Annotated in this window: 14 protein-coding genes; 7 read left to right on the top strand and 7 right to left on the bottom strand. The window is 49.0% G+C overall.

The genetic code is table 11. The features are described 5' to 3' along the window. Positions 1-36: 36 nt before the first annotated feature. The gene (locus GQ39_RS18410; protein WP_047539003.1) at positions 37-804 is read right to left on the bottom strand and encodes an AraC family transcriptional regulator; all 768 of its coding nucleotides are present in this window, start codon (positions 802-804) and stop codon (positions 37-39) included. Positions 805-915: 111 nt separating this feature from the next. Between GQ39_RS18410 and GQ39_RS18405 the strand changes: the two genes are divergently transcribed. Then, positions 916-1,731, top strand: coding sequence for a sulfite exporter TauE/SafE family protein (locus tag GQ39_RS18405; RefSeq protein WP_047532391.1), 816 nt, complete (start codon positions 916-918; stop codon positions 1,729-1,731). A 6-nt stretch (positions 1,732-1,737) separates the two neighbouring features. Here the strand turns inward: GQ39_RS18405 and GQ39_RS18400 are convergent, their stop codons facing one another. Next, positions 1,738-2,709, bottom strand: a complete 972-nt coding sequence (locus GQ39_RS18400; RefSeq protein WP_047532390.1) for a hypothetical protein — start codon at positions 2,707-2,709, stop codon at positions 1,738-1,740. A gap of 159 nt (positions 2,710-2,868) precedes the next feature. On the opposite strand from GQ39_RS18400, the gene GQ39_RS18395 reads away from it, so the two are divergent. After that, positions 2,869-3,114, top strand: coding sequence for a type II toxin-antitoxin system Phd/YefM family antitoxin (locus tag GQ39_RS18395; protein WP_047532389.1), 246 nt, complete (start codon positions 2,869-2,871; stop codon positions 3,112-3,114). A 230-nt stretch (positions 3,115-3,344) separates the two neighbouring features. Here the strand turns inward: GQ39_RS18395 and GQ39_RS18390 are convergent, their stop codons facing one another. Beyond that, positions 3,345-3,854, bottom strand: coding sequence for a BRO-N domain-containing protein (locus GQ39_RS18390; protein WP_047532388.1), 510 nt, complete (start codon positions 3,852-3,854; stop codon positions 3,345-3,347). A 484-nt stretch (positions 3,855-4,338) separates the two neighbouring features. Between GQ39_RS18390 and GQ39_RS31655 the strand changes: the two genes are divergently transcribed. Beyond that, positions 4,339-6,540: a sensor histidine kinase gene (locus tag GQ39_RS31655; RefSeq protein ID WP_081997941.1), complete on the top strand. Its 2,202-nt coding sequence runs from the start codon at positions 4,339-4,341 to the stop codon at positions 6,538-6,540. Further along, entirely contained in the window at positions 6,540-7,616 is a 1,077-nt protein-coding gene (locus GQ39_RS31650; RefSeq protein WP_081997940.1) for a histidine kinase, read from the top strand. Before GQ39_RS31655 ends, GQ39_RS31650 begins: the two co-directional genes overlap by 1 nt. Positions 7,617-7,696: 80 nt before the next feature. Here GQ39_RS31650 and GQ39_RS31645 read toward each other — a convergent pair whose 3' ends face one another. Beyond that, the gene (locus tag GQ39_RS31645) at positions 7,697-8,137 is read right to left on the bottom strand and encodes a very short patch repair endonuclease (protein ID WP_081997939.1); all 441 of its coding nucleotides are present in this window, start codon (positions 8,135-8,137) and stop codon (positions 7,697-7,699) included. A gap of 22 nt (positions 8,138-8,159) precedes the next feature. Between GQ39_RS31645 and GQ39_RS31640 the strand changes: the two genes are divergently transcribed. The 3 genes from GQ39_RS31640 to GQ39_RS18370 all read left to right on the top strand — a co-directional run bounded on the left by GQ39_RS31640 (position 8,160) and on the right by GQ39_RS18370 (position 11,478). After that, on the top strand, positions 8,160-9,752 hold the full coding sequence (locus GQ39_RS31640; protein ID WP_236693114.1) for a DNA cytosine methyltransferase: 1,593 nt from the start codon (positions 8,160-8,162) through the stop codon (positions 9,750-9,752). Positions 9,753-9,825: 73 nt separating this feature from the next. Continuing rightward, positions 9,826-10,410, top strand: a complete 585-nt coding sequence (locus GQ39_RS18375; RefSeq protein WP_052193615.1) for a hypothetical protein — start codon at positions 9,826-9,828, stop codon at positions 10,408-10,410. After that, positions 10,411-11,478: a DUF262 domain-containing protein gene (locus GQ39_RS18370; RefSeq protein ID WP_047532385.1), complete on the top strand. Its 1,068-nt coding sequence runs from the start codon at positions 10,411-10,413 to the stop codon at positions 11,476-11,478. It abuts the gene before it with no gap. 85 nt (positions 11,479-11,563) lie between these two features. Here GQ39_RS18370 and GQ39_RS18365 read toward each other — a convergent pair whose 3' ends face one another. From GQ39_RS18365 to GQ39_RS18355, 3 genes are all read right to left on the bottom strand, one after another. Next, positions 11,564-12,811 (bottom strand): ribonucleotide-diphosphate reductase subunit beta, encoded by a 1,248-nt coding sequence (locus GQ39_RS18365; protein WP_047532384.1) that lies wholly within the window; start codon positions 12,809-12,811, stop codon positions 11,564-11,566. Positions 12,812-13,324: 513 nt separating this feature from the next. Next, positions 13,325-13,699, bottom strand: a complete 375-nt coding sequence (locus tag GQ39_RS18360) for a hypothetical protein (protein WP_047532383.1) — start codon at positions 13,697-13,699, stop codon at positions 13,325-13,327. 191 nt (positions 13,700-13,890) lie between these two features. Continuing rightward, the gene (locus GQ39_RS18355; RefSeq protein WP_047532382.1) at positions 13,891-14,154 is read right to left on the bottom strand and encodes a DUF2790 domain-containing protein; all 264 of its coding nucleotides are present in this window, start codon (positions 14,152-14,154) and stop codon (positions 13,891-13,893) included. Between the last annotated feature and the right edge of the window lie 206 nt (positions 14,155-14,360).

Raw genomic sequence — 14,360 nt, 5'->3', positions numbered from 1 at the left:
TTTTTGGCCCGGATCAAATTGATTTTTCGATTTCTGCTATTTCGCCCCTTCCAACCAGACGGATGGTGGCTGGCCCAAAATGCGTCGAAACATGGTCGAGAATGCCGCCGGGCTGTCGTAACCGAAATCCAGGGCAATGCGCGTCACCGGTTCACCCGCGACCAGCCGCGCAAGTGCCAGCACCACACAGGCGCGTTGCCGCCATTGGCTGAAACTCAACCCGGTCTGTAGCCGAAACAGGCGATTGAACGTGCGCAAACTGATGTGCAATTGATCGGCCCATTGTTGCGGCGACTGATGGGCGTCGGGTCGCTGTAAAAAGGCCTGGCACAACGCGAGCAGGCGCGCATCGAGCGGCAGCGGGATATGCAGCGGCAGGTGAGTGCTGAGCGCCAGTTCGTGCAGCAGCAAGTCGATCAGGGTGGCGTCGCGACTGTTTTCGGCGTACTCCAGCGGAATCTCCACCGCCTCCATCAACAGGTGTCGCATCAACGGCGACACGCTGATGACCTGACAGCGCTGGCCCAAATCCACCGCGCTCGGCTCGATGTACACACTGCGAGTACTCACCCCCAGCATCAAGACCTCATGCGCCACCCCCGCCGGAATCCACACCGCCCGTTGCGGCGGCACCACCCAATTGCCGTCGTGCGTGGTCACCTGCATCACCCCCGTGGCGCCGTACAACAATTGCGCGCGACGGTGTGTATGACGGGGCAACCATTGGCCGTAGGCATAATCCGTACCGATGGCAACGACCGGACGCGGCGTGGCGTCCAGCCGATCAATCGAAATATTGCGCATCCAGGCAAACCCACAGTTGGCGTAAACGCAAACATTATTGGCCGACTTGCTGAAGCAGGCCAAGGCGCAGCGCTTTATCGTCGACCGCTCTCATCCAACGGACGACGTGCAATGTTCTATCTATGGCTGACTCTCTTCGGTTGCATGAGCGGCGTTACCGCCGTGTTGTTTGGTTTTGGCGGTGGCTTCGTCGTGGTGCCGTTGCTGTACCGCATGCTCATGGCCAGGTACGGCGTCGACGATCCCATCGGCCATGCGGCGATGCACATTGCCGTCGCCACCTCGACCTGCGTGATGATCGTCAATGCCCTGATCGCCACCGGAAAACACCACCGCGCCGGTCATCTCATTCGCCATTACCTGTGGCCGTTGGGCGGCTTCATTGGTGTGGGGGCGGCACTCGGCGCCGTGGCCGCGATTCAGGCCAGTGGCCAACTCATTCGTCTGGCCTTCATCGCCTACTTGGGGCTGACCATTCTGGATTGCCTGTTCAGAGACGGTTTTCTCACTCATACCCATCAGCGAAATCCGCGGCGATTGAGTCGGTCAGAGCAGTCTGGCGGCGGTGTGGGAATCGGCGTCATTGCCACCTTTCTCGGCGTGGGCGGCAGCGTCATGACCGTGCCGTTATTGCGCCGATGCGGACTGAGCATGTCCCAGGCGACGTCCATGGCCAATCCACTGAGCGTGCCCGTGGCGCTGGCGGGGACCTTGACCTACATGGCCATGGCCGGCTTCAGTGCGTTTGATCTGGGACCGTGGTTTGTCGGTTATGTGGATCTGCTGGCGTTTGCGGTGTTGACGGTTGGATCGGTGGTGGGGATTCGCCTGGCCACGCCCTGGATCGGGCGCATACCGGATCAGATTCACGCGCGGGTGTACGTCGGGTTGCTGGTGCTGGTCATGATCAGCATGGGCCTGGGCTGAGCGCGGTCATTTTCCCTCCAGCCCCGGCGCCTCCCGCACAATAAAGTGATCCAGATTCTCAATGTTGGCACTGAACACCCCGAACGTCTGCTCGGGGTTTTTCTTGCTCGGCACCTGCTTCAGCTCCGGCGTCACGCCATAAAAGAAGCAATACAACTCGCGCCCGCTTTCGATGGCGTGCTTGATCTCTTCCAGGAACGCCTTGCGCTTGCGATAGGTGTCGATCAGCTTTTTGCTCAGGTAAACATTGACCGAATAGGGCTTCTTCTCGAACCAGACCTTCTTCTCGAAGTCGATGCGAAAACTCTGGGTGTAATCCTTGATCTGCTTGATCTTGCCCCAGTAAATCAGCCCCTTGTTGTCCTGCAGGTACTCGATCTTCTTGAAAAACGCGGCGTACGTTGCGGTGTGCTCGCCGATCTTCAACGGCATGCGCTTGAGCAGGTCCTTATCATCGAAGTTCGACACGAAACACTCCACCGGGTGGGCGAAGACGCTGGTCTTGTCCGGCGTCGAATCGTGGCTCGGCGGCTCGACGCCATGGGCGGTCGAAGGCGTGGCGGGCTCATCCCTCTGAGTGTCGGACGCCACCGCCGGGTTGGATGGCTGACGCACATACTCACGTCGGGTCAGTAACAGTTCCGACGGGAAATGCTCCTCGCGACTGTCATCCGTTTCCGCCCCGTCCGCCTCCACGCCTGATGCTGGCGTCTTCAGGCTGACATAAGGACAACCCTCGACATGCCGCGTACTCGGCAAGTTCTTGAAGTGCGGCGTACGCACGTAATTCACATTCTTGGCGTTGAACGTCCCCAACTCGTTCGCCACGTCGAACGCCAAACGACAGGCATCGTTGGGGCATTGAAAGTGTTCCTTGGCGGAATCGAACGCCATGGTCTCGTCGAAATTCAAATCGCGCACGTCATAGATCGACAGCTTGGCGTCGAGGCTGAGGCAGTAGGCGAGGTTGAATTTCATGGGGGGGCTCGGGTCCGTGAGGGGGAGGGGTATTAATAGCGGGTAGAGGGTGATGGTGCACCTGTTGATTCGTGTTTGTCGTATCGACCAGAACCCAATAGCCTGTGTATCGAAAATTTCAGGCTTCAGCTAGCTTGGCTAACTCTATGGAGGTGCCTTATGACTGAGCGGGTACAAGTAAGCATGCAAGAAGCCAAATCCCGGTTTTTTCAACTTGCTGAACGAGCATGGCAAGGCGATACGGTGGTGATCATCAAGGACGGCAAGCCTTATCTGGATTTGGTGCCTCATGTCGATACGGCAAGGGCACGCAAGCCGGGACGGTTTAAGGGGAAAATTCGGATATCTGCGGATTTAGACAAGACCCCTGAGGACATCATTGTTGTATTCGAAGGCAGTCTGTAACTCCGTAGTAGAAATCCTGTGCGAGCCTGCTCGCGATTTCCAGCATCAACGCAGCACCCATGCCGAGCACCGACTCTGTGGCGAGGGAGCTTGCTCCCGCTAGGCTGCGAAGCGGCCCCCAAAACACAACAACGAAACATCAGCCAAACCGAAGATACGAATTGGCAGTCTGTGTTTAGAAAAAATCCGCTGCCTGTGTTTCAAACAGCGGATTCTGCAAGGGCGGGCAATCAGCATCCACGCATCATTCGCGCAGCTTTCCGCCACCAGGATTCGCGACGATTGAAAGGATCGTCCGCCAGCAAGCAAGGCATATCCCGCAACCGAATCCATGGCTCATCCTGCCAGTGCAACATGCTGAGCGACATCTGCGGCCAACTCAGCACACTCAACGTAGGGCGCTCAACCGAGCGCAACGGACGGGCATCACGCAATGCGGGCACAACCTGATGCGTCAGCCATTCACGAAGCTGTCGGTATTCCGGGCAATAGTGATAGATCAAAAGCGCGTACACGCCGGACTCGCTCACCATCAGGCGTTCTTCGGCGTCACCATAGGTCTCCACGCACATCGTCTGCCACTGATCAGCATCGAGTTTGCGTAACTGGCGCTCATCAAGATATTTGCCCATCAAGCGCCCCAGCTCGTGGGCGCAGAACCACGCCTGGTTCTCCACCAGAAGGGCATGCAGGTTTGTTTTGTGGCGGGTAAAACGAGTCGGTAAAAGTGGTTCAGACATGGCATGCCTCCGGAATCGGAAGCGAGTGGGGCGTTCTGCGGGTACGGTAAATCACCTTCATCGTGAAGGTCGGATAGACAGGCATTTCCTTTACCTCTGGCTGCTTTCTTAGGGCATTCGTTAAGGGTGTCGGGAGCTAAGAAACCCACCAGAGACGGGCCGGACATATTCCCCTTTCGGGTCTTGTATTCGCCCACTCCCGACATAACGGGGATTTTTCGCAGGCGTAGAGAAACCGCAGACGAAAAAAAGCCGCATGACTGTCGGGTGCGGAGGACCGCTCTGGATTGTAGAGTTTCTTAGGCTCGATGCGGAGGTTAGCCTTAGAAAAAAGTGGGGTCAAGCAAGCGACGTTAAGGCGCTGACAGCTATGTTGAAGTTTTGCAATGATGGCACTTCATGTACATTGTGGGGGCGCGACATTAACAATCGTCGGCTGGCTAAATATTGCTCAGCTTATCTAGTAAGCTCATAAGGAGTGAAAATGGCGAAGCTTAGGCCTAGAGCAAGGATTGTAAGAACGATTGGAGACCAACTAATAAGTGGGCCAGAAGCGGCACTCATTGAGTTGGTAAAAAATGCCTTCGATGCTGACTCCCCGTCAGTTCATATAAAAATTACTCCTCCAGAAGATGGTGTTTGGAGTGAAGGCGCTGGTTCGATTTCTGTTGTTGATGCCGGTCATGGTATGAGTGCAACTGATCTTTTGGATAAGTGGTTTGAACCAGCAACCAGCGACAAGGTTTCGAGGCGGTCGAGTCCTGATAAAAAGCGAACCATGCTCGGAGCGAAGGGAGTTGGTAGGTTTGCAACTGCGCGCTTAGGTAAAGAACTACATCTAAAAACCGTTAGTTTTAATTCAATCGGTGCTGTCGAGGTCAGCGAAATATTAGTGAATTGGGATTTATTCGAAAATACAAAATATCTCGATCAGATTGATATTGAGGTAGAAACCAGGCTCGGAAGAAGTGACGAGTCTCCAGGCGTTACTTTAAAAATTAATGGGCTGCGAGATCACTGGACTAAAAAACAGCTTGGGTTGCTTGTAAGAGAGTTGCGCCGACTGGCCTCTCCGGTCAAGGCGCGGGAAGACGAGTTTAAAATTTATCTAGATATTAGCGCCTTCAAGAAAGAGATTCATGGGTTCGACGGTCAAACTATTGTTGCAGGAGCATTTGAGGGGCTTGAAAACTACGATGATGAGGATTTTGATCCTCGGGAAATTAAGCCTTTTGCAATTAATGCAATTTTTCATTATATGGTGGAAGGGGAGTTTGATCGGGAAGGTCAATTCGTTGGCTTTTTTGTTAATCAAAGAGGCGACGGATTACGTCAGGAAATTAGGGTGTCTGCGACTGAGCCTTCTTCTGAGGAGTCGACTTGTGGGCGGGTATCATTAAGGTTAAATATATATGATAGAGAAGGCGATGCTGTTGTAGAGTTATTTGAGAAGTTAGGGTTGGGGGGGATTGGACGCTTAGATGCAAAAAGGGTGCTAGACGAAAATATCGGAATTGGGATTTACCGTGGAGGTTTTCGAATTAGACCATACGGAGACGCTGAAACGGATTGGTTAGAACTTGAGCGGATGAGGGTTCAAAATCCATCCAAGAAATTGGGTTTGAATCAGGTTTGGGGCTTGGTTGAGATCAAAGACGAAAATGAATCAGGATTAGTTGAAAGAAGTAGTCGTGAAGGGCTAGAGCATAATGGGGCCTTCGTACGTTTGAAAAGACTAGTGACTGATCTATTAACTCACGTTGAAGCAATGAGGCAGGATTTTAGACAGTCGGCCGGGTTGAGTCGGAAGTCAGCTACCGATACTGATTCTGTACGTAGTAAAGCAAATTTGAGTGCAACCACACGTGCTGTAGCCAATCTACCCGTTCAATACAGAAATAAGATTGAACGAGCAATGAAAGCAGATAGTTTGGCGTTGAAAACATCTATAGCTGAGTTGGAGACGTATCAGCAGGCTCTATCGTCCAGGTCAACTTTAGGACTTGTTGTTGCACAAATTCTGCATGATGGCAGACGCTTTTTATCTGACATAGCTACACGATCAAAGCGCTTGTCTGACGGCGCCCCCAGATTAGAGGAACAATCAAAGTTTGGTGATCATTTTCGGTCTGTTTTTGGAAAGGAAGCCACTTCAATACACCATTCTTCTGGGCAGTTGAGTAAACTATTTAAAGCGCTTGATCCAATATCTGGAAAGCGTAGAGGAAGAAGTCAAGTCTTTAAAATTAACTCAGTGTTAGATCGGTGTGTCAGTCTTTTCAGTGACAGCATAGCCGATGCATCAATCATACTGGAGATGCCGGATGAGCAATTGGATGCTCATGTTAATGGGTTTGAATCAGATTTAATGGCGGCACTAATAAATATAATCGATAATGCTATTCATTGGTTGAGTGTCAGTCCTGAGCATCCTAGGACGCTCGGATTTTTTGTTAGTGCTTCAAAAAAATATGTGCGAGTTGCAGTTTCTAATAACGGCCCACTCATAGCGGATCGATTTTACGGAAACTTATTTCACCCAGGCTTTTCCCTCAAAGCTGAAGGGTCGGGTATTGGGCTAGCTATCGCTAGGGAGGCCATGAGGGCAAGCAAAGGAGATGTCGCCTTTGATCCATTGGCAGACCAAACGACTTTTGTGATTGAAATGCAGAGAGCGTCTACATAATGACTTCATCGGCCGTTACTTTAAAGATATTAATTGTTGAAGACGAAGATTCTAAAATGAATGAATGGCGGGATGCGATCGATTCGCACAATGCTGATTCAGAAGCTAAAGGATTTTTCATTGAGTTTGAAACATCAAAAACTGTGAATGGTGCCAAGGAGTTATTGGATTTACATAGGTTCGACGCAGCAGTTGTTGACCTTCGCTTGCAAACGGAAGTTGGAGTTGCGGCCAACAACAGTGATGGGAATATTTTTGTTCGCCATTTAGTCGCAGCTCTCCCTATGGGGGTTGCGGTATACACTGGTCAGCGAGTTGATGCAGATACAAAGAGTTATGGCAGTCCTCAAGTTGAAGTTATGGATAAAGGGGATGGTTTTGATCAGGTATTTAGTTGGCTGACAAGGAATAAAGATATATTTCTTAAGCTGCGAGGAGTTAAGGCTGCGTATAATCGTGAAACGGCAAAAATTTTTTATAAATCTATCTGGCCCCGTTGGCAGCACTGGACATCTGACTTGTCGCAAGATCTGACCGAAGTAGTGGCTAGGCATGTTATTGCGCATGTTCATGATGCCTTGCTGGTGGCTGGAGGAGATGCCACGCATCCAGAGGAAACGTACTTTGTTCCGCCAATGAAAGATCGGCTAGATACTGGAGACTTAGTAGACTACGACGGGAGAAAGTGGATCGTGGTGTCTCCTCGCTGCGATTTGGCGAATCAAGGTAAGGTTAAGACAATTCTCTTGGCCGCTTGTGAAGATATCTCAGCGCAATGGAATACTCTGGTCGCAAGTACATCGAACAGCTCTAAGGAAAAAGTAAAGAAACTTATTCAGCATGACGGCTCATTAAAACAACATTTTTTGCTACCGATGCGTGACGTGTCATCTGCCCCTCAAGGACCGTGGATGGTGCAGTTTGATGATATTTGCGCTCTTCCTGCAGCGCAAGCGCTTACTAATTTAGTTCCTTTACGCTTCGCGTCGCTTTCTCCAATGTTCGTACCTTCTTTGGTAGAGCGCTTTGGCGGCTATTTCAGTAGAATTGGTACACCTGGGTTTTCCAGCGATTAGAGTTTTGTATAAGTATCATGAATGCATTCATTTTTGGATGCATTTTTTATGGTTGTTTATTGCTATAGTGGTTGATTGGGTTAATTCTGAGGCCAAGATACGTAGTATTTATCCATATCAGGTATTGCTTCTATTAGCCATTTTAGGTCCGGTGAGGAGCCTCTTGTTCCGCACTCCCAAATGTCAAATACTCTCCAACCTTTTCTTAGTAGGATGTTTCTATTTTTGATGTCGCGCGTTATATTGTCTAAGAATTTTTTCGACCAGAAGTCATTTCTGTTCTGAGGTGTTGATGCAAGTTTACATCTGGGATGACGGTGCCAAAAGCACCCGTTTACAAAAATGCAAAGGTTATAGCGCCGTAGGACAAGATCTGGTTTGCCAGGGAGATCACGTGGATGGAGCCTGTACCTAAAGCCATAAGAGTGAATAAGCTTTCTTATTTTTTTCTCTGGCGACGTATTTTTACTCTTGATGTTAGCCATGATTTTTGATCTGGTTTCATTGCTAACTATATCCATGATCAGCTCCTAGTTATTTTTTATGAGTAGCAAGCTTCTTGAAGGTTCTATGAAGTCATCCGATCCAATTCAAATTGTAGATCTTTTCGCGGGTCCGGGGGGCTTAGGCGAAGGCTTTTCGTCTTCATTCGATGGAAAGCGATTCAATATCATTGTTTCAGCAGAAGCCGACCCAGTTGCAAGACAAACACTAAGGCTTAGAGCATTTTACCGATTATTAAAAAATAAAAAATCTCCTGCATTACAAGATTATTATGACTTTTGTAATGGATACTCCGATAAGCCATGGTCTATGGCTAGTGAACTGGAGTGGGAGAAAGCTGGTGAGGAGGCTAGATGTATTACCCTAGGTACCAATGATGGGGATATTGAGCTTGATGAAATTCTCGATTCTAAATTGGACAAGAGTCGTCCTTGGGTCCTTATAGGAGGACCTCCTTGTCAAGCTTACTCTTTGGCGGGAAGGTCGAGAAATAGGAGTAAGGCAAATTATACTCCTGAAAGCGATCATCGTCATTTTTTGTATAAGGAGTACTTGCGAATTATTCAAGAACGGCAACCCGCAGTGTTTGTTATGGAAAACGTGAAGGGTATCCTTTCTTCAAGAATCGATGGTGAGAGTATATTTCAGAAAATTCTTCAAGATTTATCTGATCCTGATAAGGCTTTAGGTGTTCCGGGTACCGGAAAAAAATACAGAATTTGTTCTTTTGTGAGCGATAGTGCTGCTGGAGCAGGGGTCAGCGGTGAGATTGACCCTCGAGAATATATAATCAGAGCAGAAAAATATGGGATTCCCCAAGCTCGACATCGAGTTATTTTGCTCGGTATAGCAGTAGATTGTGATGGAAATGTTCCTGAATATACGAAGCTGCAAATTTCAGAAAAGCCTGTAAGCATTCACAAAGTTATTGATGGGTTACCAAAGATTCGAAGTCGTCTCACTAAGCAGGCTGATAGTGATCAGGGTTGGCTAAGTGTAGTGTTAAAAGAGTTAGATCACCTTATTGCTAGTGTAGATATAGAGAAGAATTTTAATTTGGTTTCGGAATTTAATTTTGTTCGCAAGAGTTTGTTGGGTAGCGATTTGGGCGTTGGAGCATTGCGTTTTCCCATCAATAACCGCGTTGATGAACCCGTATTTGATAAGTGGTTTCACGATAGTAAGTTGGAGAAATGGCTTAATCATGATGCTCGAGGGCATATGGTTTCAGATCTTCGGCGCTACATTTTTGCTTCCTGTTTTGCTAAGGCGAAAGGTTATTCTCCCAAGGGACATTTAGATTTTAATTTGCCTGGATTGGCTCCAGCTCATAAGAACTGGGAGTCAGGGAAGTTTAGTGACCGTTTTAGAGTTCAATGTGAAAACTCGCCATCAACTACAATTACTAGTCATATCTCGAAAGATGGTCATTACTTCATCCATTATGATCCAGTACAATGTCGCAGTTTGAGTGCTCGAGAGGCAGCCCGGTTGCAAACGTTTCCAGATAATTATTTTTTTCAAGGTAATCGGTCTCAACAATATCATCAGGTAGGCAACGCGGTTCCACCTTTACTTGCTTATAAGATGGCCTCCGTAGTGTCTGATGTATTGGCCAGTAGAGGGTACTGATAGGAGTGTTGATATTTGGTTATTTGAAAATTTAATTTTTTGAAAATCGCTTTTTCGAATTTGAGTGATTTCTATGAATTACTTTGAGGCTATTAAGGCAGGGGCGGAGGCTAAAACCTCTTATACTGAGATTGCGCGTAAAATATTCTTGACGTATCCGACCCATGCCTTTATAGGTAACGAGGGGCGCCAATACGTTGTCTATAATGAAATTGCGATTTTTTTTGATGTTCCTATTGCAGCAATTCATGTAGCCGGTTCTGCAAAAATAGGAAAAAGTATCCACAAGGGAACGGATTTCATACCGGGAACATCGGATTTGGATATCGCCATAATTGATATGCGTCTCTTCACTCGGTATATGGAGTATGTTTGCAGGATTTCAAAAAACTATACGGATTTAACAAGATTTCCTGTCGTAGGTAATTCTTCGACATGTGAGACATATTTGAAATATTTAGCCAAGGGCATGTTTAGGCCTGACTTGATGGTTATTGGTCAGGAACGTGCGAAAATCAATAATTTTTTTGGCACCCTATCCTCAAAATATAGTGATCTTTTTAGCTCGATTAACGCTTCCATATATTTGTCTGAATCATTTTTTGAGAATAAACAAAGATCTGTAATTACAAATATTGTTAAGAGGGAGATGTTCTAAATGGTTGAGTATCGAGTGCGATCAGTATCGCTATTGAATTTAGTAAATGATATTAAATCTGGGCGTTTGATTCCAGATGCTTATTTTCAAAGAAATTTGGTTTGGCGTGATGTTCATAAAAAGGATTTTATCAGAACAATTCTTTTGGGGTTTCCATTTCCGCAAATATTTATATCCAAAGGAAAGGTTAACGTTGAAACTATGTCCACTGTTTCGTGCATCGTTGATGGGCAGCAGAGGAGTGATGCGATAGTTAGCTTTATTTCAGATAATCTTGAAGTCGAAGGGAAAAAATATAGCGACTTGCCAGAAAGTCAGAAGTCGGAATTTTTGAAATACGAAATTGCGGTTATAGAATTAGATCTAGAAAATGACGATCCCAAAGTTCAAGAAATTTTTCAACGTATTAATCGGACCTCTAATTCGCTAACTTCAATTGAGAAACTGGCCTCTCAATATTCAACATCAGATTATATGTTGGTCGCGAAATTCCTATCTGATCATATATCGTTGGACAGAAAGGATGAAGATGACTTTCGGGAGGATCCCAATGTCCCTCAAGAATTTTACGATTGGGCGAACAAAAAAAACATTAAGCACTTCTCTAAGATCGTAAACGATAAGGGCGTTTTCAATAGCCATGAAATAGCAAGAAAAACAAACTTGATGCATGTGTTGAATATTATGTCTGCGGTGATCGGTGGGTTTTCCAATAGGAACGAAAAAGCAATTCAGCATCTCGATGATTATGCGGTTTTTTTTGCTGAGCGAGATAGAGTTGTTGATGCGTTGGAGAAGGCTGCTGAATTTATACTGAAAATTGGGTTTAGAGGGAAATCCTATTGGCTTAATAAAGCAAACTTCTTTTCGCTGATAATTGCAGTCGTAGTTTTGCAGGAACAGGGTATCGCTTTAGATTCATCCAAAGTTAAGTTGATTCTAGATTCATTTGAGCGCGCGCTTCCAGAAGATTACAAGCTAGCAGCAACAGAAGCTGTTAACAGTACGCGAGCAAGGCAGTTAAGGAATAAGTATTTATTGGATCAGCTAAGTCGTGCGGTGAAGTGACTTGCACCTGATGACGTAACTTCACTTTTATAAAAAAAAGGCCTCGATTATCGAAGCCTTTTTTTTAGCCAGATATTAGGATTGATTAATCCCAGCTAAGCGCTCCACCAGTCTGATACTCAATTACCCGAGTCTCAAAGAAGTTCTTCTCTTTCTTCAAGTCCATGATCTCGCTCATCCATGGGAACGGGTTAGTGGTGCCTGGGTACTCTTCTTTCAAACCGATCTGCGACAGGCGACGGTTGGCGATGAACTTGAGGTAGTCCTCCATCATCGCTGCGTTCATGCCCAGTACGCCGCGAGGCATGGTGTCGCGGGCGTATTCGATTTCCAGTTGAGTGCCTTGCAGGATCATCTGGGTTGCTTCTTCCTTCATTTCGGCATCCCACAGGTGTGGGTTTTCGATTTTGATCTGGTTGATCACGTCGATGCCGAAGTTCAGGTGCATGGATTCGTCGCGCAGGATGTATTGGAACTGCTCGGCGACGCCGGTCATTTTGTTGCGACGGCCCATGGACAGGATCTGGGTGAAGCCGCAGTAGAAGAAGATGCCTTCCAGAACGCAGTAGTAGGCAATCAGGTTGCGCAGCAGCTCTTTGTCGGTTTCGACGGTGCCGGTTTCGAACTTCGGATCGGAGATCGAACGGGTGTATTTCAGGCCCCAGGTGGCTTTTTTCGCGACCGACGGGATCTCGTGGTACATGTTGAAGATTTCGCCTTCATCCATGGCCAGCGATTCGATGCAGTACTGGTAGGCGTGGGTGTGGATCGCCTCTTCGAACGCCTGGCGCAGGATGTACTGGCGGCATTCCGGGTTGGTGATCAGGCGGTAGACGGCCAGGACCAGGTTGTTGGCGACCAGGGAGTCGGCGGTGGAGAAGAAGCCGAGGTTGCGCATCACGATGCGGCGCTCGTCGTCGGTCAGGCCTTCTGGGTCTTTCCAGAGGGCGATGTCGGCGGTCATGTTGACTTCTTGCGGCATCCAGTGGTTTGCGCAGCCGTCCAGGTACTTCTGCCAGGCCCAGTCGTACTTGAATGGCACGAGCTGGTTGAGGTCGGCGCGGCAGTTGATCATGCGTTTTTCGTCAACGGCGACACGGGCGGAGGCGCCTTCGAGTTCGGCCAGACCTTCGGCGACGTCGAGAGCGTCCAGGGCAGCCTTGGCGCGGGCGACGGCGGCGGAGTCAGTGGCGGTTACGGCACGGGCTTCCAGGGCGGCGGCACCGCCAGCGCTGTCGAGACGGTCCATATTGGCTTCGGTGGCGTGGCCAGCGTTGGCGCTCTTGACCGCCACTTCCGTGTCTTCTTTGTCGAATTCGTCCCAGCTCAGCATGACGTGTCGTCTCCTGCGTGAGGGCCAGATTGCCCGTGTGAAATTGAGGTTGGTTTTTCACACGGCCGTACTGGCCGCGATGGATCTTAAGGAATCGTTTTTTGCAGCAGCTAAGGCAGGCAATAAAACAGAATTTTGTACGGGGTTCCGAGAGCCACTGACGGGCGCAGAAAGCATTGAGCGCTTCTGCGGGGCTTCAGACTGGCTTTTCATCCCTGTAAGGGAATATTGCAGGCCCGTTTAAGGCCGCATTATAGGGAAGTTTTCGGTGCCGTGGGGCGGCGAAATGGCTCACGGATCGGTCGACAGGGACCGTTTTTCGGTCGGAGCGAGGGTTTACAGGGCTTTGGCCGGTGCAGATTTTTTTTCGTAAATTTTTGCCCTGGGTTATTTTTGCTCAAGAAATAACCAGAAAAGGCTTTTTTCACTACATCTTGTGTTTCGACGGGGGTTTCTCAGGCTTCAGACACAACTAAGCCCGACCGAAGTCGGGCTGGGAACGACCTTCAGTGATCACCTGAAAGTAGCCGACTCGGTGCGCTCATAACCGTCTGCTGCGACAGTCGCCGAACCGGTGCGATCGTAGCCGTCAGCGGCAACGGCGGCAGAACCGTTGCGATCGTAGCCGTCAGCGGCAACGGCGGCAGAACCGGTGCGATCGTAGCCGTCAGCGGCAACGGCGGCAGAACCGGTGCGATCGTAGCCGTCAGCGGCAACGGTGGCCGAACCGGTGCGATCGTAGCCGTCAGCGGCAACGGTGGCAGAGCCGGTGCGATCGTAACCGTCAGCGGCAAAGGTGGCCGAACCGGTGCGGTCATAGCCGTCGGCGGCGAAGGTGTTAGCAGCCAGTACCGAGAGGGTCAGGGCGAGGATCAGTTTGCTTTTCATGGGGGTGACTCCAAATGGGGTGGCGTTATGTGCCTTGGGTATGGAACACATGCTGCATCTGATAAATTGATTAAAATTCGCTATAAAGCGCTTAAAGAAATCGTATTTATAGATGTATCAGGTTCGACGCTTCATCTGCCCGCAACGTCGGGCGGCTGGGTCGAACCTTGGGGAGACGAGGGGCGGATGAATCAGCCGCTGGAGCAGCCGTTACCCATCACGCTGTAGCGCAGGATATGACGTTGACCCTTGGAGTCGTCATATTCCATTTTCACCGGGACAACTTCGCAAACATTGGGAACTTCGCTCATGGATATAACTTTGGCGATGTCCAGGTGCATTGAGTAAGTGTAATCCTCTACTGCGGGTTGTTGCTGCGCGACATCAGCCGGGACCTCGTCTGCCATGGCGGTAGCGCACAGACTGCTGAGGGCCAGAACCAATAAAGCTTTCATTTAAATTTTACCTTTCATAGGTCGAGTGGGGTCACGCAACCTTTTTGGGGTTGCGTGTGGAGCCGAACAACTTGGTTTTTGGGTTAACTGCCTTCGTGGGGGCTGTAACGTGGTTAACTCAGTTTGCCGGGTTGGCGATGCAGATTTTAGAGGGGAGGGGTTTATTCATATAGCCATGCTTTTGATAAACACCTTTGACAGATTTC

The organism is Pseudomonas sp. 11/12A, assembly GCF_000800055.1.
Classification (GTDB): Bacteria; Pseudomonadota; Gammaproteobacteria; order Pseudomonadales; family Pseudomonadaceae; genus Aquipseudomonas; species Aquipseudomonas mohnii.
The sequence above is the reverse complement of the archived record's forward strand: the minus strand, read 5'-3'. Positions and strand labels throughout refer to the sequence as shown.